Genomic DNA, 21,355 nt, shown 5'->3' on the forward strand with positions numbered 1-21,355 from the left:
TTCTTCCTAAAGGGCGTCACAGCTTTCCAGCAGCCATGCCGGGACCCGAAAGGAGGTATGCGCGGAATACATGACTTTTCATGAGCACTGCAATGCTATGGGGAGAAGGCGGGGGTGGGCGCATCCGCTATGGTTGCGCCGCGGTTGGCGGTGCGGGAACCGGTGGACCCGATTCCCGCATCTCCTTCAGGTGGCCTTGGACCCGTAGAGCCGGTTCCATCGCAGAGAGGACCAGAGCGAAACGCCGATCAGCGTGGCGCCCCCCAATCCGGTGATGACCTCCGGGATCTCTACCAGCGTCTGGACATACATGATGACCGAGAGCGCGATGATCGCGTAGAAGGCGCCGTGCTCCAGGAAACGGTACTGGGTCAGGGTGCCCCTTTCGACCAGCATGATGGTCAGGGACCGCACGTACATCGCCCCGATGCCCAGCCCGATGGCGATGACAAAGAGGTTCTTGGACAGGGCAAAGGCCCCGATGACACCATCGAAGGAAAAGCTGGCATCCAGGACCTCAAGGTAAAGGAAGGCGCCCAGCCCGCCCTTCGCCGCGGTGCTCAGCGCCTGGTCGGTGCTGTCCAGCGCCTGGCCGATGACCTCCACCAGGATGAAGGTCGCAAGGCCCCAAAGCGCGGCCCCCAGGAAGACCGTGCGCGCGGCTCCGTCCTGGAACTGGGCAAAGCAGAGGATCATCAGCAGGACGACCGCCACCTCGATGGAACGGATCGAGGCCACCCGCGCCAGGCGCCATTCCAGCCAAGGCAGCCAGTGCACTTCCTTCTCATGATCGAAGAAGAACTTCAGTCCGACCATCATCAGGAAGGTGGCACCGAAGGCGGCAATCGGCAGGTGGGCGTCATGCATGATATGGGCATAGGCGTCCGGGTCGGAGGCCGCGAGGAAGAGCGCTTCCACCGGGCCGATCTTGGCCGCGATGACGACGATCAGAAGCGGAAAGATGATCCGCATTCCGAAGACGGCGATGAGGATCCCCCAGGTCAGGAACCGGCGCTGCCAGACCGGGGACATGGTTTTCAGCTTGTTGGCGTTCACGATGGCGTTGTCGAAGGACAGGCTGATCTCAAGCACGGCGAGTACTGAGCAGATCATCAATGTGGTGAGCATCCCGGAGAGTGTTCCGGTGAATTCCCAGCCCAGCCAGGCGCCAAGGGCTAGGCCAAGGAAGGTGACGATGAACGACCAGCGGAAATAGCGCATGAGGCCGTGTTTGCAGTCAGGCTGCGAGACGTCCTTGCGAGACGAAGATGTATCCATACGGGATTGGTCCAGGCGGCTGGATCAGGTCGCAGCTCCGACATCACGGAAGCGCCGCCACTTCCGCCAGAGGGGCCCGGTCGCTGCACGGATTTCTGCATCCGATAGCGTCACTCTATGTGAGAAGCTCTGCCGGGTAAAGCTGTGTGAGAGCGGCCCTGGCCCTCACTTGTTGCAGTTCCGCGGCGGCGGGCCTAACCGTTGGACATTGTCCGACAGGCTTTCCGGGCCGATCATTTTCAGGAGAATTTCAGATGTCCCTGCCTTTGACCCGCATTTCCAGCGACGCGCTTTCCGTCTCCATTTCCCCGCTCGGGGCAGAGCTGCAGAGCATCACCACCGCCGGCGGGCAGGAGCTTCTTTGGCATGGCGATGCCGCTTTCTGGTCCGGTCGGGCCCCGGTGCTTTTCCCCATCGTGGGGCGCGCTCCGCAGGACCGGATAGCGGTCAATGGCGTCGAGGCAGAGATGAAGCAGCATGGGTTCGCCCGGCGCAGCCTTTTCGCGCTGGAGTACAGCACCGACAGCCGCGCGCGCTTTGTCCTTGAGGACAGTGAGGACACCCGCGCCGTCTACCCCTTTCGCTTCCGCCTGGCCCTGACCTACGAGGTCGATGGCGCCTCTCTTTCCGTGACGGCCGAGGTCACGAACCTGGATGATAGCGAGATGCCCTTTGGCCTTGGCTTCCATCCCGCCTTTGCCTGGCCGCTGCCGGGCGGCCAGGGCGCGCCGCATTTGGTCACCCTGCAGAACGGGGCAGAACCGGCGCTTGCACGGCTTAGGGATGGCTACCTGACGGAAGATCGCTATCCCTCTCCCTTCAGGGGCGGGGAGCTGACGGTGGAGCCTGCTCTATTTGACGAAGATGCGATGATCTTTCCGGAAGGGGCCGGGACGGAGCTGCTGTATAGCGCCCCTGGGACGGATGCCCCGGCCTTGCACTTCCGATTCGAGAACACGCCAAACCTTGGGATCTGGACGAAGCCGGGGGCTCCATTCCTGTGTATCGAGCCTTGGCACGGCATGGCTGCACGATTTTTAGGCGGACCGGAAATTTATGACCGTCCGGATTGCGTGACCCTGCTTCCAAGAGCCTCCGAGCGCTTTGCCTACAAGGTTAGCCTTCAGTAAGTTATGTTGACCCAGCGGTAAGTTCACTAAATGGTCGGTTTTCGCCCATCAATGGCCGCTGTGCGTATATTTTAGGTTTGCATGAAGGGCGTTTTCTTGGCCCCGCGTTGCCTCTGGCGACCTCGCTGGCCCTTAAAATTACGTCTAAATGCAAGATAGAAAACACGCTTTTGTCGGTTTCGCTCCCTCCCGGTTGTAAGGGTTTGCCCTATACTCTCCCTGAGTGGGCTGTGGAGAGTGTCAAATGTCGAGCGTGATTTCCTTCAATTCTGTAGCTTCTGGTGAAGTCGTCACAGAGCGTCACTTTGGTTCGAACTACCTTGCGAACCGTCAGGATCATGCCGAAACGATCGAAACCGACGGCGGGTTCGGTGACGCGGCCGATTGGCTTGGGATCACGAACTACCGCTATCCGGGCGGCACCCTGGCGGAGAAATACTTCGATATCACGGACAAGCGCCACTTCGAGGTCGGCGCGACCGATGCCATCGATGTCGCCAATTTCGCAGATCCAAATGAAACCACGACCTTCACGCGCCTTGGCACGTTCCTGGACTTCGCAGCGGCCAATGACGCCGAGGTGACGGTGGTCATCCCCACGATCCGCTTCTTCGAAGCCTTCCAGGAGAATACGGCCACGGCCATGGCCGAGGTGGAGCAGATGGTGAAGGACTTTGTCCACAACGCCATGACCTACCCCAACGGGGGCGTGATCTCCGGCTTTGAGCTGGGCAATGAGTTCGCCTCCTGGATCGCAGGTCACAACGGTGATCTTCTGAGCCACGCCAGCGACTTTTCCGCCATCACCCGGAACCTGGCGGTTTGGGTGCAGGAAGAGCTGGACACGATGGACCTGGTGGATGAGCCCGAGATCATCGCGCAGACGGCCTTTTTCCGGCAGGGCTACCGGGGCAACAACCAGCTGGTCAGGAACCTGCTGGATGACTCCCTCGATGAACAGTTCAGCCACCTGGAATCCGTCGAGGATTTTTACAATGCCATCGATGGGGTTTCGATCCACGCTTACCCGCATACGCCCTGGGAAGAGGAAACCTCTGACGGGGTGATCGATATCCTGGATGATATCGGACTGGTCGACGACTGGGTCATGTTCATGGACGAATGGGCCGCTGAGAACGGCGCCGAAAGCAAGGATCTCGAGGTCTACGCGACCGAGTGGAACATCAAGAGCGCCGCTTTCAAGGAAGGCGACGTCACGGGATCGCAGGCCGGTATCGGCACTGTGGCGGCCTTCCATAGGCTCGTGCGCGAAGGCGTGGATGAAATGCAGGTCTGGCCCGTCCTGCAGAACAAGCACTCCACCCTGGTCGACCAGGAGGAGGACGGCAGCCAGGCGGTGAGCTTCGGCGGCGCATCCTACGTGCTTCTGCGGGAGCTGGTCGAAGGCTACGAGGTGAACGAGGACCAGACCGCTTTCGATGTCGACGGCGACGGCACCGATGATGTCTTCATCTACAATTTCGTCATGGGCGACGGCAACGTGGTGACCTTTGCCTCTTCCGCTTATGATGTGACCGTCACGCTGGACTACAAGGCCTTCGGCCTGGACGCGGATCCGACAGAGGCCCATATCGGCACCTTCCGTGCCTTTGAAAAGGATGGCGAAACGCCGATCTTCCAGGTCGAGAAGACGCAGATCCTCTACGGCTCCAATACCTCCGTGACACTGGACATGGTCGCCTGGGAGATGACGGTCATCTCCGTGACCGAGGACATGAATGCCGTGACCCCTTCCGGCACGGGCGGATCGACCTTCACCTTCGCGACAGGGGACAGCTATTCCGACCGGCTGAACGCGGTGTTCAACAGCTATGTGGCCGATCACGCCAACATCATGGTCGGAGAGAACATCGGGACCGAGTTCCAGATCTATCCCACCTTCGCCTTCGATGCAGGCGGCGGGAACGACAAGGTCTATGGAACGGCCGGAAACGACACCGTGCTGGGCGGCGGCGGCTCTGATAACATGACGCTCGCCAGTGGCGATGACCTGATCTACGGTGAGGTGGGCAATGACGCGATCTTTGGCGGTGCCGGTCGTGACAGCATCTCTGGCGGCGTGGGGCAGGATTACCTGGCCGGCGGTGCGGATGATGACGTGATCTTCGGCGGGGATGACTCCGACACGATCCACGGCGACGATGGCCATGACACCCTGTACGGGGGCCTGGGCAATGATTCCATCTACGGCGATGCCGGAAACGACGAGATCTATGGCGGCCGGGGGGAAAACTACCTGGATGGCGGCAACGATGATGACACGATCACGGGCCATGACCTGAAGGACACGATCATTGGCGGCAACGGGTTTGACTCGCTCTATGGGGAAGCCGGCAACGACCTGATTTACGGGATGGAGAAAGCCGACAACCTCTATGGGGGGGCGGGCAATGACGAACTCTATGGCGGCCGGGGGCTGGACCGCATCTTTGGCGGCGAAGGGGATGACGTCGCCTATGGCGATGAGCATCGCGACGGGATCTCTGGCGGTGCAGGCAATGACCTGATCTATGGCGGCGATGACGATGACCGCCTGCTCGGAGATGAAGGCAACGACACCATCCATGGTGATGCCCATCGCGATCGGATCTTTGGCGGTGCGGACAATGACCTGATCTATGGCGGCGACGACAATGACTGGCTGATCGGAAATGAAGGCCACGACACAATCAATGGTGACGCGGGTGATGATACAATCAAAGGTCACTCAGGCTTTGATGTGATCAACGGTGGCGCCGGCAACGATTCAATGACCGGGGATTTCAACGCCGATACCTTCATCTTCACCGATGGTTTCGGAAAGGATGAGATTACCGATTTCGAAGCCACCAATGACTTTGAGCGGATCGACCTGTCCGGTGTCAGCTCGATCACCAGCTTTGCGGATCTTCAGAAGAACCACATGGCGCAGGTCGGCAACGATGTCCTGATCTGGGATGGAAACGGCAATGAGATCAACCTGTTGAACGTCGACATCAAGGACCTGGACAGCATTGATTTCATTCTGTGAGCGCGCTCTGGGTGTCGCTAAAGGCGAAACCCAGAGAGCCCGGCACAGCAGGTCTAACCAGGGCGGCGGGTAGCCCGGGCCACGTCGTGGTTCGGGCGTCAGCTTTGCAGGCTGACGTGGGCAGAGACGATGCGCCAGCCTTCGGGAAACTTCTTCCAGACCTGAGTTTGCGCTCCGCGCTTGCCCGCCCCGCCCCGCCGGTATTCGCAGGTGGCAACGCCGGTGTCTGGACCAAGGGCCGTGACGCGCACTTCAAACAGCGTCCGCGCGATATCCGTCACGTCCCGGCCCCGGCGAAAGGCCCGGATCCGGTCGTGCCCGTACAGCCCGCCGTCGGGGCCAAGGCGGACCGCACGCTGATCTTCCCAGAAAAAGGCGGATAGGGCGGAGACGTCGTTTTCCGAAAGCGCCTCTTCATAGGCGGCGAACTCGGCGCGGATCTCTGCCTCTACGCTGGCGCTGTCGAAATCACTCATCTCATCCCTCCTTGCCGGGCGTGTTCTGGCCGGGCTGATCCGGATAGGAACGCCATTCATGGGGGAAGTTCAACTCAAAGCAGGGCGGGGTAACGTGAAAATCGATACGCCGCGCGGGGCGGTCTGGGCGGGGGCTTCAAGTAAGCCCTGGGGCCCCAAGTGATTTCACCTTGAACCTAGGCGCGGCTCCGTCCAGCTTCGCAGGACAAGCGCGGGGGAGTGACATGAGCGAAGATGACCCTAGGGTGCGCATCCGGATCCTGTTCGGCCCGGAGCGCATGATGGGGCCGGGCAAGGCGGAGCTGCTGGAGCGGATCGCCCGCACGGGCTCCATCGCTGGGGCCGGGCGAGAGATGGGCATGAGCTACAAACGCGCCTGGCAGCTTGTCGAGGTCATGAACGCCATGTTCGCCGCCCCCCTAGTTCTGAGTTCACGGGGTGGCGCGAAGGGCGGCGGCGCCCAGGTGACAGAGACCGGACAGAAGGTGCTGAGCGCCTATCGCGGCTTGGAAGAGGCCGCCCGGCACGCCGGAGAGGCGCATGTCGCAGCGCTGCAGGACCTGCTGGCAGAGGCTGGCGATATTCCCGAAGGAAAATAGCGCTTGCCTTTCTGTGGGCGCGGCGCCGATATTTCCCATCAACCATATCGCCCGGAGATGCCATGAAAACCGCGACCCGTCTTGTCCTTCTGCTTGGTCTGACGCTGGGACCAAGGATTGCCCAGGCGGATGAACTTTTGGTTTACGCAGCGGCCAGCCTGAAAAACGCGATGGCAGAGGTGGCAGAGCGCTACGAGGCAGAGACGGGCAACAGCCTGACCGTTTCCTATGCCGGAAGCTCCGCCCTTGCGCGCCAGATCGAACAGGGCGCGCCGGCGGATATCTATATCTCTGCCAACCCGGGCTGGATGGACGTGCTTGAGGACAAGGGGCTGCTGGATCGGGGCAGCCGTATTGACCTTCTGGGCAATGCGCTGGTCCTTGTTGGGCAGGGTGCGCCGGTGGACATCACGCCGGCGCTTGACCTTGCCGGCCGGCTTGGTCCGGATGGGCATCTTGCCATGGCGCTGGTCAAGGCCGTGCCGGCGGGGATCTACGGCAAGGCCGCGCTGGAAAGCCTTGGGCTGTGGGACCAGGTCGCAGGCCAGGTGGCGCAGGCCGATAATGTGCGCGCGGCGCTGGCGCTGGTCACTGCCGGGGCGGCGCCGATGGGGGTGGTCTATGCCACCGATGCCGTGGCGGCCGAGCGGGTGGAGGTGCTGGGCACCTTCCCCGAAGACAGCCATCCGCCGATCATCTATCCCGCCGCCAGCCTGACCGGCAGTGACAGCGCGCTGAAGGACGGCTTCCTGGCTTACCTGAAGGGGCCGGCGGCCTCTGCCGCCTTCCGCGACCAGGGCTTTACCGTGCTGGCAGAGCAGTAGGATGCTGGGGCCGGAGGAATGGCAGGCCGTTGCGCTGTCTCTCAAGGTGGCGGTCTGGGCGACGCTGGTCAGCCTGCCCTTCGGGGTGCTGACCGCCTATGCGCTGGCCCGCTGGAGTTTTCCGGGGCGCCAGCTGTTGAACGGGCTGGTGCATCTGCCCCTTGTGCTGCCGCCGGTGGTGACCGGCTACCTGCTGTTGCTGACCATGGGACCCGAGGGGCCGATCGGCGGGCCGCTGAGACAGATCGGCGTGGTCTTCGCCTTTCGCTGGACCGGCGCGGCGCTGGCGGCGGGGATCATGGGATTCCCCTTGATGGTCAGGGCGATACGCCTGTCGATCGAGGCCGTCGACCCCCGCCTGGAACAGGCCGGCGCGACCCTGGGGGCGGGGCGTCTTTGGGTGCTGCTGACCGTGACGCTGCCGCTGGCGCTGCCCGGCATCGTCGCTGGCGCCATCCTGGCCTTTGCCAAGGCGATGGGAGAGTTCGGCGCCACGATCACCTTCGTCTCCAACATCCCCGGGCGCACGCAGACGCTGCCTTCGGCCATCTATGCCTTCCTGCAGGTGCCGGGGGGCGAAAGCGCGGCGGCGCGGCTTGTCGCGATCTCCATCGTCATCGCCATGGGGGCCTTGCTGCTGTCTGAGGTCCTGGGCCGGCGCATCGCTAGGAGGGTGGCGGGCGCATGAGCCTTTCGGTCGATATCAGCCACGATTTCGGGGCCTTCCGCCTTGAGGCGGCCTTTGAAGCCCCGCCCGGCGTCACGGTGCTGTTTGGCCGCTCCGGCTCCGGCAAGACCAGCGTGATCAATGCGGTGGCCGGGCTGTTGCCCGTGGACCGGGGGCGCGTGGCGCTTGGGGAGCGGGTGCTGATGGACAGCGCGGCGGGCGTCGCGCTGCCGGGGCATCGGCGCAGGCTGGGCTATATCTTCCAGGAGGGGCGGCTGTTTCCGCATCTCTCCGTCCGCCAGAACCTGGACTATGGCCGCTGGTTTGCCCGCCGGCGTGGCGGCGCGGTCGAAGTGGCGCGGGTGATCGAGATGCTGGGTATCGGCCCGCTGCTGGAACGCCGCCCGGCCGCGCTTTCGGGCGGGGAAAAGCAGCGTGTCGCCATCGGCCGGGCGCTTCTGTCCGCGCCTGAGCTGATCCTGGCGGATGAGCCGCTTGCCGCCTTGGACGAGGCGCGCAAAGCCGAAATCCTGCCGTGTTTCGAGAGGTTGCGGGACGAAGCGCAGGTGCCCATCCTTTACGTCAGCCATTCCGTGCAGGAGGTCGCGCGCCTGGCCACCACGGTGATCGCCATGGAGGACGGGCGCGTCACCCGCGCCGGGCCCGCGGCCGAGGTCTTTGCCGATCCGGCCTTCACCCCCACCGGCGTGCGCGACGCGGGCGCGCTGATCGAGGGGCGCATCCTTGCCCATCACGAGGACGGCCTGACAGAGATCGCGGCCGGAAGTGCCCGTTTCCATCTGCCCCGCACCTCTGGCGCGCCGGGGCAGGCAGTGCGGCTGCGGATCGCCGCGCAGGACGTGATGCTGGCCACGGAGGCTCCGCGTGGGCTGTCGGCGCTGAACATCCTGCCGGGCAGGATCACTTCCATCCACCTCGGGACCGGGCCGGGGGTGCTGGTGTCGCTTGAGACCCCCGCCGGAGCGATGCTGGCGCGGATCACCCGGCGTTCTCTCAAGGCGATGGATCTGCGGGAGGGGGCGAGCTGTCACCTGGTGGTGAAAAGCGTGGCCTTCGCGCCGCAGGACGCGGGGCGTTGATCTGCAAGCCCCCGGAATGGGTGGGGTTTCTGCGATGTCATGCCGGTGTCGGGCCTCACGCCGGCATGGTGGAAAGGGCCCCCGGCGCTGTGCCGGAGGCCCTTGGGATCATTCGTTCCAGGCCTTGTCGGTGCCGTTGAATTCCACCCGCGTGGGCAGGCCGATCCGGTCGAGGATCGTGAAGAAGGGCTTGGGATCAAGCTCTTCCACGTTCTTCATGGTCTGCGCATCCCATTCGCCGGAGGCAACGAGCAGGGCCGCGGCCACGGGCGGGACGCCTGCGGTGTAGGAAATGCCTTGGGATCCGACCTCTTCATAGGCTTCCTTGTGATCGGCGACGTTGTAGACGAAGACCTCGACCTCTTCGCCGTCCTTCACGCCTTTCACCAGGTCCCCGATGCAGGTCTTGCCGGTGTAGCCGGGCGCAAGCGAGGCGGGATCGGGCAGCACGGCCTTGACGACCTTCAGCGGCACCACTTCCAGCCCTTCGGCGGTCTTCACCGGCTGTTCAGAGAGAAGTCCCAGTGATTTCAAGACGGTAAAGACGTTGATGTAGTGTTCACCAAAGCCCATCCAGAAGCGCACGTCGGCCTTGGGATAGTTAGCCGCCAGGCTATGTACTTCGTCGTGACCGGATTGATAGGCGCGCTGCGTGCCAACGACGGGAAGCTCCCAGTCCTTGCCAGAGGCGAACATCGTGGTTTCCTTCCACTGCTGGTCTTCCCAGTAGTAGACCACGCCGGTGAATTCGCGGAAGTTGATCTCCGGATCGAAGTTGGTGGCGAAGTACTTGCCGTGGCTGCCGGCGTTGATGTCGACGATGTCGATCGATTTGACCTCGTCCATGTATTCGTCGATGGCGAACCGCGCGAAGGCATTGACGACGCCCGGATCGAAGCCGGCGCCCAGGATGGCCGTGACACCCTTTTCGGCACAGAGATCGCGTTTCTTCCACTCGTAGTTGGCGTACCAGGGCGGGGTTTCGCAGATCTTGTCCGGCTCTTCGTGGATCGCCGTGTCGATATAGGCCGCGCCCGTCTCGATACAGGCATCTAGCACATACATGTTGATGAATGCTGAACCGACGTTGATGACGATCTCTGCGCCGGTCTCGCGGATCAGCGCGACGGTCGCGGCGGTATCCTTGGCATCCAGTTCATGGGCCAGGAACGTGCCGTCGACCTTCATCGCGCCCTTTGCATGGACGCTCTCGATGATCGCGTCACACTTGGACTTGGTGCGGCTCGCGATATGAAGATCGCCAAGAATATCGTTGTTCTGCGCGCATTTATGCGCCACGACCTGGGCGACGCCACCGGCGCCGATGATGAGGACGGTACGTTTCATCTTCTCGGGTTTCCCCCTTATTGCCAGAAAGTTCTACGACAGGGCCGATGCGAAATCGGCATAGTCGAAATCACGGACAAGACGCTCTGTCCCGTCCATTTCGCGGATGGCGATGGCCGGCATCTTGACGCCGTTGAACCAGTTCTTCTTCACCATCGTATAGCCTGCGGCGTCCTGGATCGAGAGCCGGTCGCCGGGTTTCAGGGCCTCGGGGAAGCGGAATTCCCCGAAAATGTCGCCTGCAAGGCAGGATTTTCCGCAGATCATCCAGTCCTGGTCGCCGCTTTCCTCCATCTTCGCGCTTTCGCGGTAGATCAGCAGATCCAGCATGTGCGCCTCGATCGAGCTGTCGACGATGGCCAGGTTCTTGCCGTTGAAAAGCGTATCCAGAACAGAGACTTCCAGCGTGGTGGAGCCGGTGATCGCGGCTTCGCCCGGTTCCAGGTAGACCTGCACGCCGTTGTCATCCGCAAAGCGGCGCAGGCGTTCGGCCAGGCGGTGCAGCGGGTAGCCTTCGCCGGTGAAGTGAATGCCGCCCCCAAGAGAGATCCAGTCCATGCGGCGGATCAGGTGGCCGAAGCGTTGCTCGATCACGCCCAGCATGGTGTCGAAGCGGTCGAAATCGCCGTTCTCGCAGTTGTTGTGGAACATGAAGCCAGAGATCATGTCGATCACCGGTTCGATGTCCTCGGGCGCGTGTTCGCCCAGGCGCGAGAAGGGGCGCGCCGGATCGGCCAGGTCGAAATCAGAGGTGGAGACACCGGGATTGACCCGCAGGCCACGGGTGTGGTTGCGGCTAACCTCTTCAAAACGTTGAAGTTGTGCGGCGGTGTTGAAGATCACCTTGTCGGACGAGGCCAGCACCTCCTCGATCTCGTGATCGGCCCAGGCCACGGAATAGGCATGGGTTTCGCCGGGGAACTTCTCATGCCCCAGCTTGACCTCGTACAGCGAGGAAGAGGTGGTGCCATCCATGTAGTCGGACATGAAGTCAAAGACCGACCAGGTGGCGAAACATTTCAATGCCAGCAAGCACTTGGCCCCGGAATGCTCCCGCAGCCAGGCGATCTTTTCCATGTTCGGAAGCAGCCGGGATTTGTCGATCAGGTAGTAGGGTGTCTGCAACATCGTGGAAGCCTTCTGGCGGGGGGCCTGCGTCATCGGTTGGGGCGCGTATAGGGCCCGTGGGGCGTCCGGGCAAGACTTGGGGTTCCCCGGTCGAAGGGCAAGGGAAAAGGCCCGAAAACCCGTGTCTGTACCGCGTCGGTATTACGTCTGTATCATGTCGGTATTACGTCGGTGCGCGGCGCACGCTGCGTTAGGCCCGTCGTAAGCGCTGGCCGGGGGCGCAGCCCCCGACGCTTCGAGGGGGCTCGATGCCCGCTCGGAGCGTTCCTCCGGTCAAAGCGCTTCAGGCGGGCAGGCGGCCCAGCCGTCCGGGGATCACGCCCTCCAGCCCGGCCAGCCGGTGCAGGTGCCAGGCCAGCACCTGGTTGGAGGACAGCACCGGCAGATCAAGCTCTGCCTCCAGGTCCGCGATCAGGTCCAGGGTGCGCAGGTTGGTGCAGGACAGGAAGACGCCGCTCGCGCCGCCCTGCGCCACGAGGCTGCGCGCGGCATCGCGGATCGACTGCGGTGCGATGCGCGCCACCATGGCTTCGCGGGATTCCTCGAAAGAGCCGAAGGCGGCGGTCGCGATGCCGGCCTCTGCCAGCACCTCTCTCAGCCGGGCAGAGACCGGGGCGATATAGGGTGACAGCAGCGCCAGCCGGGTCACGCCAAGGGCGCGGCAGGCGGCGATCAGGGCAGAGACGGGTTCCGTCACCGCCGTCGCCCGGGTGCCAAGGCGCAGGCGGCGGGCCACCTCTGCCGGGCCGATCTGTGCGCTGGCAGAGGTGCAGCCATAGGCCAGGGCATCGAACTGCGCGCCATGGGGCAGCAGGGCGGCGGCCCCGGTCAGGTGGTCGCCCATCTCTGCGATACTGTCCTGGGTGATATCGGTGCCCGATGGGATGCGAGAGGCCAGCAGCTGCACGCCCGGCGCCAGCAGGCGGCGAAAATCCGTTTCGATGGTTTCATCCGCCTGCAGGACGATCAGCCCCAGCCGGGGCGTTTCGGGCAGGCGGTCATAGGCGAACTTCATGCGCCCAGCACCGGGATCTCCGGAGCAGCGGGCGGAGAGAGCCATTGCGGCGCGCCTTCGGTGATCAGGATGTTTTCCTCGTGCACCAGCAGCGCGCCGGAGGGCAGGGGGAGCACCGGTTCCAGCGTCAGCACCATGCCTGGGCTGAGCGGCGTTTCCTCCCATGCGACCAGAGAGGGGCCCTCGGTCAGCTCCATCCCGAGCCCGTGGCCCAGGCGGCCGGGCGCGCCCTGTCCAGGCGTCAGCACGCGGGACATGGCGCGGTAGAGGTCGGCATGGGTATGGGCGGGGCGGGCGATGTCGAAACCGGCGCGGGTCGCCTCTATCAGGCGGGCGTGGGCGGCCTGCAGCTGGGCGTCGGGCGGGCCAAGCGCGAAGTTGCGGTTGAAGTCGCAGAAGTAGCCGTCATGGGTCAGGCCGGTATCCAGCATCAGCACGTCGCCATGGCGCAGCGGGGCCGGCGTTGCCGGAGAGATCACGTCACCATAGCCGCCCGGACCGGTGGCGCCGGCCAGATAGGGCACCCAGTCCGCGCCCTCGTCCAGGCAGAGCATCTGGAAGCGGCGGAAGACCTGCTCAAGCGGCACGCCCGGGGCGGCGATCTCCGGCAGGCGGTCAAAGGCCCGGCCCGCGATCGCGCAGGCTTCGGTGATCTTGGCGACCTCGGCAGGGGATTTGATCTGGCGCAGCCGGGCCAGGATCTCTGCATCGCCGCTGAAGGTGAGGCCCGGTTGCAGCTGGGCCCAATCCGCCAGCGGCAGGCGCAGGTGGCTTTCGGGGCCGGAGGGCACGCCGATGCGCCCTCCCGGCACCAGCTCGTTCAGCGTGTCGCGCAGCAGGGCCAGACCCCGCGTACCCGGTTCGGGAGAGGCGAAGCTGCGGATGTCCTTCAGCCAGCACTGGCGCATCAGGTGGGTGCCGATTTCGGGGATCACGGCGACGGGGTCGCCCCGGGCGGGCACCACCAGGAACCAGGGGCGCGTTGGGCTTTCCCAGAAACGGGTCAGGAAACCGGTGAAGTAGCGCACGCCGGGTTCCGTGGTCAGCAGCAGCGCGTCCAGCCCGACATCCGCCATCATCGCCTGGGCCCGGGCGACGCGCGCGCGGTATTCCGAAGGGGGGAAACCGCGCGCCGGGCTCATTCCGGCCCCTCGGTCAGGAAGGCCAGCAGCTTGGCTTCCGGGGGCAGGCGGCTGGCGACGATGCCGGCATAGCCGGCCGCGCCCGAGGGCGTGGTGGCAAAGCCCGCATCGGTCATGGCCCGGGTGGCGGCGGCGGCTTCATCCTCTGTCAGGGTGATGAAGTAATCGGCATCCCGCGCCAGCCCTTTCAGCGCGATCAGCGAGGGTTCCTTGCAATCCAGCCGCCCCATGGAGGAGGCCGGACCGCGTGCCATTACCGGCTTGCCCTCTGCGATGGAGCTTTGCAGCGCCGGGGCAAAAGCCGGTTCGACCACGGCGATCTTGGGCGCGTCCCCCCAGGTCTGGCGGACCAGTGCCGCCATGGCCCCGGCAAAACCGCCCACGCCCGCTTGCAGGAAGACCCCGTCCGGGGCCTCGGGCAGCTGTTCGATGGCTTCGGCCATCAGGGCCAGGTAGCCCTCCATCAGGCGGTGGGGGCGGGCGGTGTAGCCGGGCCAGGAACTGTCCGACAGCAGCAGCCCCGCACCGGCCGCCGCGGCAGAACCGGCGGCCTGCATGGATTGCTCGTAATCATTGCCCGCGCGGATCACCTCTGCGCCGATCTCGCGCAGGCGCTCGGCAAAGGCTTCGGGCACATTGCGCGCGATATAGACCTGGGCCTTGGCGCCGAAGGCGGCCGCGCCGGCGGCAACCGACAGCCCGTGGTTCCCGGCCGAGGCGGTGACATAGGTGCGCCCCTCTGCCTGGCCCTCTTCGGCATCGCAGGCGATGACATAGGCCGCGCCAAGCGCCTTGAAGCTGCCCAGTCCCATGCGGTTGCGTTCATCCTTCAGCCAGAGGCCGGGATGCAGCGCCGGGGCATGGGTGAGCGGCGTGCGCTCATGGACCGGGCAGCGCGTCAGCAGCGCGCGCACGCGGGTCGCATCGGTGGAAGGAGCCGGGATATCCTCAAGCTCGGGGATATCGAGGCCAATGCCCCGCCAGGGGTTCACGAGAATGGTCATGAAGACAACCTGCATTGCCAGCCTGCCGCGTCAAGCGCTCTCGTGCGCGGGCGGGCCTGCTTTGGCCGATGCCTGCGGCAGCGGCGCACAGGGGGGCGAACAGGGCGACGGGGGCGGGGAATTGCCCGCCGGGCCCGGCTGGGTGCTTTCCACCGCTCGCGGCAGGGGCTAGAGATCGGAAAACCAAGGAGGAATGCCATGATCGATCTTCTGATCCGGGGCGCGCAACTGCCCGATGGCCGCAACGTGGATATCGCCATTGCCGGCGCCAGCATCGCCGAGGTCGCCCCCCGGATCGAGGCCGAGGCCCATGAGGTGATCGAGGCCGCCGGGCGCCTGGTGTCGCTGCCCTTCGTGGATCCGCATTTTCACATGGATGCCACGCTGAGCTACGGCATCCCGCGCATCAATGCCTCTGGCACCTTGCTGGAGGGCATCGCCCTTTGGGGCGAGCTGCGCGCGGTGCTGACGCCGGAAGAGGTGGTCGAGCGGGCGCTTGAATACTGCAATATCGCCGTCTCCAAGGGGATCCTGGCGATCCGCACCCACGTGGATGTGACCGATCCCCGGCTGGCCGGTGTCGAGGGCCTGCTGGAGGTGCGCGAGAAGGTCAAGGACGTGATCGACCTGCAGCTTGTCGCCTTCCCGCAGGACGGCTGGTACCGCAGCCAGGGGGCAGAGGAAAACCTGATCCGCGCGCTGGACATGGGCGTCGACGTGGTGGGCGGCATCCCGCATTTCGAACGCACCCTGGCCGATGGCGCGGCCTCTGTCCGGGCGGCCTGCGAACTGGCGGCGGAGCGGGGCCTGCAGGTCGACCTGCATTGCGACGAAAGCGACGATCCCATGTCGCGCCATATCGAGACGCTGGCGGCAGAGACCATCCGCTGCGGTTTGCAGGGCCGGGTGGCGGGCAGCCACCTGACCTCCATGCATTCGATGGACAATTACTATGTCGCCAAGTTGCTGCCGCTGATCGCGGAAGCGGGCGTGGCGGCGATCCCCAACCCGCTGATCAACATCACTCTGCAGGGCCGCATGGAAAGCTACCCCAAGCGGCGCGGCATGACCCGCGTGCCGGAACTGCTGGAGCACGGCATCCCGGTGGGCTTAGGGCAGGATTGCATGATGGATCCCTGGTACCCGCTGGGCACCGCGGACATGCTGGACGTGGCCTTCATGGGGCTGCACGTGGCGCAGCTGACCAGCCCGGCGCAGATGGCGCAATGCTATGGCCTGGTCACCGAAAGCAGCGCCGGCATCCTGGGGCTGGACTGGGGGATCGAGGCGGGCAAGCCGGCCAACCTGGTGATGCTGGATGCCACCACCCCGGTCGAGGCCATCCGCAAGCGCGCCACGCGGCTGGCGGTGATCTCGCGGGGCAAGGTCGTGTCGCGCAGCCCGGCCCCGCAGGCGGAGCTTGCAACGGGCTGGTAAGGCCGCATCAGGGCGGCGGGCAAGGCCGGTGGGCCTGCCCGTGCCATTGGGCAGGGGGCATTGGCCCCTTGCGCCGCCCGCAGCGCCCGGGCCCCTCAAGAGGTCTGGAACTGCTTGTCGGGGTCGAAGCCGCACCAATCGGCAGCCTTCAGCCATGTGGCGGTGAACCCGGACAGAAGGAAGCTGTCGATCACGTGGCTCTGGCCGCCCCGGTGGGTGCCCATCAGAAGCGTGTTCGCGGCCTCAAGGCTTTGCACGGTTTCCGCGACAAGGTAATTCGAAAGCGCCGCATCGACCTGGTAGATGCCGGAGTCGTCGTACCAGCCGAAAATCTCCATCTCTTCCGCGATCCAGCTTTCCTGGCCGTCGAAGATCATCATCACGTCGTCGTCCAGCTCCATCGGTGGCGCCATGCCCCGGAAGGTCACGGGCTGGTAGCTGAAGGCGGCGTCAAAGCCGCCTTCGCCCACGGTCAGGCTGACCGTGCCGATCCCGTCGCCACCGGTCCAGACCCGGCAGGTACGGATGTCGTGTTCGATGTTCTCGACCAGCGCGACGTTCCAGTTTCCATGGGTCCAGTAGGCCAGCTCACGCTGGTTGGCATGTGCGGCGAGGGAGGGCAGCAAGAGGGCAAGCCCTAGGGCAAGTCCAGTGGCGGTAACGCGCGTCTTCATGAACACTCTCCGGGTTGATCTGCGCAAAGGCTAAGGCGCAGGTGCTAACGGAGCCTTGGCCCGGCTGCCCTTGCCCCTGCCTTCTATCCCGCATTCGCGGAAAATGCGCCCCATTGTCAGAACCGGCCCCGCCGGGGCGCTGGCGCGTTCGCTCTGTTCAGGGACGGCATCTTGCGCGTCGCGTTCGCCTGAGCCGCGTATAAAGGTTTGTCATCTGACGGTCATGGAGCTGTCGTTTATGCGTCATGCGCCTGTCATCCATACGTCCGAAAGCGCCGGTATCTGCCCCCTCGACACGACCAGATCGAGGGATCCCATGAAACGTTTCGCACTTTCCGCGCTGGCGCTGGCCGCGGCTTCTGCCGCCCAGGCCCAGGAGCTGCCGCAGGCCTCCAGCCAGTGGTTCATCGATGGCCAGTCCGCCATCGAAGAGCGCCTGGCGCTTGAGCCCAACACCAACAAGGCCCGCAACGTGATCCTGTTCGTGGCGGACGGGCAGGGCGTTGCCACCAACTACATGATCCGCCTGTGGAGCGGTCAGCAGGACGGCGGGCTTGGCGATGATTACGTCCAGCCGCAGGAGGCCTTCCCGAACCTGGCGCTGGTCAAGACCTACAACATCAACGCCCAGACGCCGGATTCCGCCCCCACTGCCGGGGCGATGAACACCGGCGTGAAGCAGCGTTTCAACCTGATCAACCTGGGCGAAGAGGCGATCCACGGCGATTGCAGCACCGAGGCCCCCAGTGAGCTGACCCTGTTCTCCGAGATCATGACAGAGGCGGGCAAATCCGTGGGCACCGTGTCCACCGCACGCTTGACCCCTGCGACCCCGGCGGCCGTCTATGCCCAGACCGCCAACCGCAACTGGGGAAACGAAGGGCCGGCAGAGGGCACGGACAGCCGGGACATCGCCACACAGCTGATCGACGCCATGGAAGCGGGCACGGTGGACGTGGCCCTCGGCGGCGGCGCGCGGGCCTTCACTCCCGAAGGCGTGGCCACCCCCAATGGCGGCAAGGGGCGTCGTCCCGATGACGTGAACCTGGTCGAACGGGCCGCGGGCCTGGGCGTGTCGGTCGCGGGCAACCTGGAAGAGCTGGACGCGGTCGAAGGCGGCCCGGTGCTGGGTCTCTTCGGGGACAGCCACGCATCTTACGAGGCGGACCGCCCGGCGGGCGAGCCCTCTCTTGCGGATATGACGCGCAAGGCGATCGAGGTGCTGAGCGAGAACGAGAACGGCTTCTACCTTGAGATCGAGGCCGGCCGGGTCGACCATGCCAACCACGGCGGCAACGCCAAGCGCGCCATGATCGACGGCAAGATGTTCGCCGATGCCATCGCCTTGGCCGACGAGATGACCGATGACGCGGAAACGCTGATCATCGTGACCGCCGACCACGAGCACTCCATCGCCATGAACGGCTACTGCGGGCGCGGCACGCCGATCGACGGTCTGTGCTACGACGTGGCCAAGGAAGGCATCATGCATTCCGATGACCTAGTGCTGGGCTCGGACGACAAGCCCTTCACGGTGGTGGGCTACCTGAACGGCGTCGGCTCCATGCTGACCGAGCAGGAAGACGGCACCTTTGCCGCGCCAGAGGGGCGCGCCGAGGTCACCCAGGAAGAGGCGCAGGACGTCGATTACATTCAGCAGGCGGTGATCCCCAAGAGCTCTGAAAGCCATTCGGGCGTGGACGTGGCTCTTTATGCCAAGGGTCCCTGGGCGCATCTTTTCGGCGGCACGATCGAACAGAACGTCATCTTCCACGTCATGAACCACGCGGTGAACCCGCAGTAAGCGGGGCGATCCGCGAAGGGGATCGGGCTCCGGCAGTGCCGGGGCCCGGTGCTGTTTCCGGTGCCGTTTTCCGCATCCCCTTTCGACATACCCCAGACGACCCCGGCACGCCCCTGGCGCGGGCAAGGCCGGGAAAGGAGCCTTCCATGGAGCGCAGAGATTTCCTTCGCCTTGGTCTGAACGCGGGCCTGGGTTTGAGCGCGGGCGCGGGTCTGGCCCTCACCGGGGCAAAGCCGCTGCTGGCGGCCAATGCCGGGGCGCTCCCAGAAAGCCCCTTCAAGCCGCGCGACCTTTACGAAAAGGACCGCAGCTTTACCGATTTCGCGCGCGGGCTGCAGGGGCGGCGCGTGACCTTTCGCGGCTTCATGGCCCCGCCGCTGAAGGCGGATGCGGGGTTCTTCGTGCTGACGCAGCGACCCATGGCCGTCTGCCCCTTCTGTGAAAGCGAGGCCGAGTGGCCCGATGACATCCTGGCGGTCTATACCAAGCGCCCGCGCATCGACGTGACGGCCTTCAACGTCAAGATCGAGGCGCGCGGACGGCTGGAAATCGGCAGCTACCGCGATCCCCAGACCGGCTTCCTGAGCCTGGTGCGGCTGATGGATGCGACCTATGGATGAGCTGATGTTGCAGGTGCGCGGGCTCTGCGTACGGTCCGAACAGGGCCGGGTGCTGGTGGAGGTCCCCCGGCTGTCGCTGCGCCGCGGAGAGGCCCTGGGCATTGCCGGGGCAAGCGGGGCGGGGAAATCCACGCTGCTTTTCGCGCTGGCCGGGCTGGTGCCGGGGGCCCGCGGGCAGATCTGCTGGCAGGGGCAGGATCTGCTGGCCATGCCGGCGCGTCGCCGCGCGGCATTTCGCGCCGATCACATCGGCCTGGTCTTCCAGGATCACATGCTGTTCGAGGAGCTGGACGCCCCGGCCAATGCCGCGATCCAGGCCGGGTTCCGCCCACGCGCAGAGCGCGCCGCCCTGCGGGCGGAGGGCGGGCGGTTGCTGGCCGCCCTGGGGCTGGCGGGCAAGGGCGCTGACGTGGCGCGGCTGTCGGGGGGAGAGCGGCAGCGGGTTGCCGTGGCCCGCGCGCTGGCTCATCGCCCGCCGGTGCTGCTGGCGGACGAACCCACGGCCAGCCTGGATGCGGCTACCGCAGAGGCGCTGACAGGCGATCTGCTGGCCGACACGGGGCCGGATCGGGGGAGGGCACGGCGCTCCCTGATCGTGGTCAGCCATGACCCGGCGCTGCTGGCCCGGATGGACCGGGTTATCCGGCTGGATCATGGCCGCATGATCGACCCGGCCGAGGCCGCGGCATGATGGACCTGTGGTACGGATTGCCCGCAGGGGCGCAGGATGCGCTGATGCTGGCGGCGCTCATCGGCCCGGTGCTGGTGCTGGCGCTGGTCCTATTGCGCGGGTTCGCCCCCGGCGCGCTGGTGGGCGCGATGCTTTGGCGGTTTCGCTGGCCGGCGGGGATCTTCACGCTGGTCGTGGCCCTGGCAGTCGCCGTGGGCGTCGGGCTGATCGCGCAGGAACGCGGGCTGCGGCAGGGCACCGCGCGGGCGGCGGACGGCTTTGACATCGTGGTCACCGCGCCGGGCAGCGAGGTGACGATGATGCTGGCCGCCGTCTACCTGCAACCCACCGATGCCCCGCTGCTGGATGGCGCGACCTTCGCGGCCATCGCGCAGGATCCCCGTGTCACCCTGGCCGCGCCCCTGGCCTTCGGCGACAGCTACGGCGCCGCGCCCCTGGTCGGGACAACGGCGGAGTTCGTCTCCCATCTGTCGAGCGGCCCGCTGGCCGAGGGGCGGATGTTCGCCGCCCATGCAGAGGCCGTGGCCGGTGCCCATGCAGCGCTGCCCATCGGGGCGCAGTTCACCCCGGCCCATGGGATCGGGGCGGGGGCAGACAGCCACGCCCATGCCCATGCCGAGTTGACCGTCGTGGGCCGGATGCCCGTCACCGGCACCCCCTGGGACACGGCCCTGATCGTGCCGATCGAGGCCGTCTGGGAGGTGCATGGCCTGGCCAATGGTCACGCACCGGACGGCGAGGCCGAGGGGGAAGAGACACATGATCACGAACATGCAGACCATCGCCACAGCCAGGCGCCGCTGGGGCGGCCCTTCGATCCCGCGTACTTCCCCGGCACCCCGGCCATCGTGGTCAAGGCGGACGGTCTGGCGGCCAGCTATGCGCTGCGCTCTGACTGGACGCGGGATCAGCAGACCATGGCCTTTTTCCCCGGCGCGGTGCTGGCGCAGCTATACGGGCTGATGGGCAACCTGCGCGCGGCAATGTCCCTGATCGCGCTTCTGTCACAGGCGCTGGTGGCGGTGAGCGTGCTGGTGGGGCTGTTCATCCTGACCGGGCTTTTTGCCCGCCAGCTGGCCCTGCTGCGCGCGCTTGGCGCCCCGGCCCGTTACGTGCTGGCCGTGGTCTGGAGCTTCTGCGCCGTGCTGCTGGGCTGCGGGGCGATCCTGGGGCTGGCGGGCGGTTTCGCGGCCTCCTGGGCGCTGGCGCGGATCCTGAGTGCGCGCACCGGCGTGGCGCTGCCCGCAACCCTTGGTTGGGCAGAGGTCCACTTGGTCGCGGGGTTTGCGCTGGTCGCGCTGATCTTCGCGCTGGTCCCTGCCATCGGGGCCCTGCGCCAGCCGGTGCTGGCCCGGTTGCGCAGCTGACCGGAAACGTGAAAGAAGGGC

At 65.4% G+C, this 21,355-nt stretch carries 19 protein-coding genes; 11 read left to right on the plus strand and 8 right to left on the minus strand.

Annotation, left to right across the window (positions count from 1 at the left end):
- Positions 1 to 186 precede the first annotated feature (186 nt).
- The gene (locus HCZ97_RS01025) at positions 187 to 1,278 is read right to left on the minus strand and encodes a DUF475 domain-containing protein (RefSeq protein WP_167686799.1); all 1,092 of its coding nucleotides are present in this window, start codon (positions 1,276 to 1,278) and stop codon (positions 187 to 189) included.
- Positions 1,279 to 1,532: 254 nt separating this feature from the next.
- Here HCZ97_RS01025 and HCZ97_RS01030 point away from each other — a divergent pair, with 254 nt between their 5' ends.
- Positions 1,533 to 2,408 carry an aldose 1-epimerase family protein gene (locus tag HCZ97_RS01030; RefSeq protein WP_167686800.1) on the plus strand — a complete coding sequence of 292 codons (876 nt, stop codon included), beginning with the start codon at positions 1,533 to 1,535 and terminating at the stop codon, positions 2,406 to 2,408.
- 244 nt (positions 2,409 to 2,652) lie between these two features.
- Complete coding sequence (locus tag HCZ97_RS01035) at positions 2,653 to 5,439, plus strand: calcium-binding protein (RefSeq protein ID WP_167686801.1); 2,787 nt, start codon at positions 2,653 to 2,655, stop codon at positions 5,437 to 5,439.
- Between the two features lie 98 nt (positions 5,440 to 5,537).
- Here the strand turns inward: HCZ97_RS01035 and HCZ97_RS01040 are convergent, their stop codons facing one another.
- Positions 5,538 to 5,915 (minus strand): AtzH-like domain-containing protein, encoded by a 378-nt coding sequence (locus HCZ97_RS01040; RefSeq protein WP_167686802.1) that lies wholly within the window; start codon positions 5,913 to 5,915, stop codon positions 5,538 to 5,540.
- A 224-nt stretch (positions 5,916 to 6,139) separates the two neighbouring features.
- On the opposite strand from HCZ97_RS01040, the gene HCZ97_RS01045 reads away from it, so the two are divergent.
- From HCZ97_RS01045 to modC, 4 genes are all read left to right on the plus strand, one after another.
- Positions 6,140 to 6,514, plus strand: coding sequence for a winged helix-turn-helix domain-containing protein (locus HCZ97_RS01045; protein ID WP_167686803.1), 375 nt, complete (start codon positions 6,140 to 6,142; stop codon positions 6,512 to 6,514).
- Positions 6,515 to 6,576: 62 nt separating this feature from the next.
- Positions 6,577 to 7,338 carry a molybdate ABC transporter substrate-binding protein gene (modA, locus tag HCZ97_RS01050; RefSeq protein ID WP_167686804.1) on the plus strand — a complete coding sequence of 254 codons (762 nt, stop codon included), beginning with the start codon at positions 6,577 to 6,579 and terminating at the stop codon, positions 7,336 to 7,338.
- Between the two features lies 1 nt (position 7,339).
- On the plus strand, positions 7,340 to 8,026 hold the full coding sequence (modB, locus tag HCZ97_RS01055) for a molybdate ABC transporter permease subunit (RefSeq protein ID WP_167686805.1): 687 nt from the start codon (positions 7,340 to 7,342) through the stop codon (positions 8,024 to 8,026).
- On the plus strand, positions 8,023 to 9,105 hold the full coding sequence (gene modC, locus HCZ97_RS01060; protein ID WP_167686806.1) for a molybdenum ABC transporter ATP-binding protein: 1,083 nt from the start codon (positions 8,023 to 8,025) through the stop codon (positions 9,103 to 9,105). The genes modB and modC overlap by 4 nt, the downstream gene beginning before the upstream one ends.
- Positions 9,106 to 9,213: 108 nt before the next feature.
- Here modC and HCZ97_RS01065 read toward each other — a convergent pair whose 3' ends face one another.
- The 5 genes from HCZ97_RS01065 to HCZ97_RS01085 form a co-directional block, all read right to left on the minus strand.
- On the minus strand, positions 9,214 to 10,452 hold the full coding sequence (locus HCZ97_RS01065) for a saccharopine dehydrogenase family protein (RefSeq protein WP_167686807.1): 1,239 nt from the start codon (positions 10,450 to 10,452) through the stop codon (positions 9,214 to 9,216).
- Positions 10,453 to 10,485: 33 nt separating this feature from the next.
- Positions 10,486 to 11,577, minus strand: coding sequence for a carboxynorspermidine decarboxylase (locus HCZ97_RS01070; protein ID WP_167686879.1), 1,092 nt, complete (start codon positions 11,575 to 11,577; stop codon positions 10,486 to 10,488).
- A 286-nt stretch (positions 11,578 to 11,863) separates the two neighbouring features.
- Positions 11,864 to 12,595 carry an aspartate/glutamate racemase family protein gene (locus HCZ97_RS01075; protein ID WP_167686808.1) on the minus strand — a complete coding sequence of 244 codons (732 nt, stop codon included), beginning with the start codon at positions 12,593 to 12,595 and terminating at the stop codon, positions 11,864 to 11,866.
- On the minus strand, positions 12,592 to 13,737 hold the full coding sequence (locus tag HCZ97_RS01080) for a Xaa-Pro peptidase family protein (protein ID WP_167686809.1): 1,146 nt from the start codon (positions 13,735 to 13,737) through the stop codon (positions 12,592 to 12,594). Before HCZ97_RS01080 ends, HCZ97_RS01075 begins: the two co-directional genes overlap by 4 nt.
- The gene (locus HCZ97_RS01085; RefSeq protein ID WP_167686810.1) at positions 13,734 to 14,741 is read right to left on the minus strand and encodes a pyridoxal-phosphate dependent enzyme; all 1,008 of its coding nucleotides are present in this window, start codon (positions 14,739 to 14,741) and stop codon (positions 13,734 to 13,736) included. The genes HCZ97_RS01080 and HCZ97_RS01085 overlap by 4 nt, the downstream gene beginning before the upstream one ends.
- Positions 14,742 to 14,939: 198 nt before the next feature.
- Between HCZ97_RS01085 and HCZ97_RS01090 the strand changes: the two genes are divergently transcribed.
- A complete protein-coding gene (locus tag HCZ97_RS01090; RefSeq protein WP_167686811.1) occupies positions 14,940 to 16,178 on the plus strand; it encodes an amidohydrolase family protein in 1,239 nt (412 codons plus the stop codon).
- 95 nt (positions 16,179 to 16,273) lie between these two features.
- On the opposite strand, the gene HCZ97_RS01095 is transcribed toward HCZ97_RS01090, so the two are convergent.
- Complete coding sequence (locus HCZ97_RS01095) at positions 16,274 to 16,852, minus strand: hypothetical protein (protein WP_167686812.1); 579 nt, start codon at positions 16,850 to 16,852, stop codon at positions 16,274 to 16,276.
- Positions 16,853 to 17,168: 316 nt separating this feature from the next.
- Between HCZ97_RS01095 and HCZ97_RS01100 the strand changes: the two genes are divergently transcribed.
- From HCZ97_RS01100 to HCZ97_RS01115, 4 genes are all read left to right on the plus strand, one after another.
- Positions 17,169 to 18,656 carry an alkaline phosphatase gene (locus HCZ97_RS01100; protein WP_167686813.1) on the plus strand — a complete coding sequence of 496 codons (1,488 nt, stop codon included), beginning with the start codon at positions 17,169 to 17,171 and terminating at the stop codon, positions 18,654 to 18,656.
- Between the two features lie 146 nt (positions 18,657 to 18,802).
- Positions 18,803 to 19,276: a hypothetical protein gene (locus HCZ97_RS01105; protein ID WP_254871284.1), complete on the plus strand. Its 474-nt coding sequence runs from the start codon at positions 18,803 to 18,805 to the stop codon at positions 19,274 to 19,276.
- Entirely contained in the window at positions 19,269 to 19,967 is a 699-nt protein-coding gene (locus tag HCZ97_RS01110) for an ABC transporter ATP-binding protein (protein WP_167686814.1), read from the plus strand. Before HCZ97_RS01105 ends, HCZ97_RS01110 begins: the two co-directional genes overlap by 8 nt.
- The gene (locus tag HCZ97_RS01115) at positions 19,964 to 21,334 is read left to right on the plus strand and encodes an ABC transporter permease (RefSeq protein WP_167686815.1); all 1,371 of its coding nucleotides are present in this window, start codon (positions 19,964 to 19,966) and stop codon (positions 21,332 to 21,334) included. Before HCZ97_RS01110 ends, HCZ97_RS01115 begins: the two co-directional genes overlap by 4 nt.
- Positions 21,335 to 21,355 lie beyond the last annotated feature (21 nt).

Source organism: Pseudooceanicola sp. HF7, from assembly GCF_011806405.1.
Taxonomy (GTDB): Bacteria; Pseudomonadota; Alphaproteobacteria; order Rhodobacterales; family Rhodobacteraceae; genus Pseudooceanicola.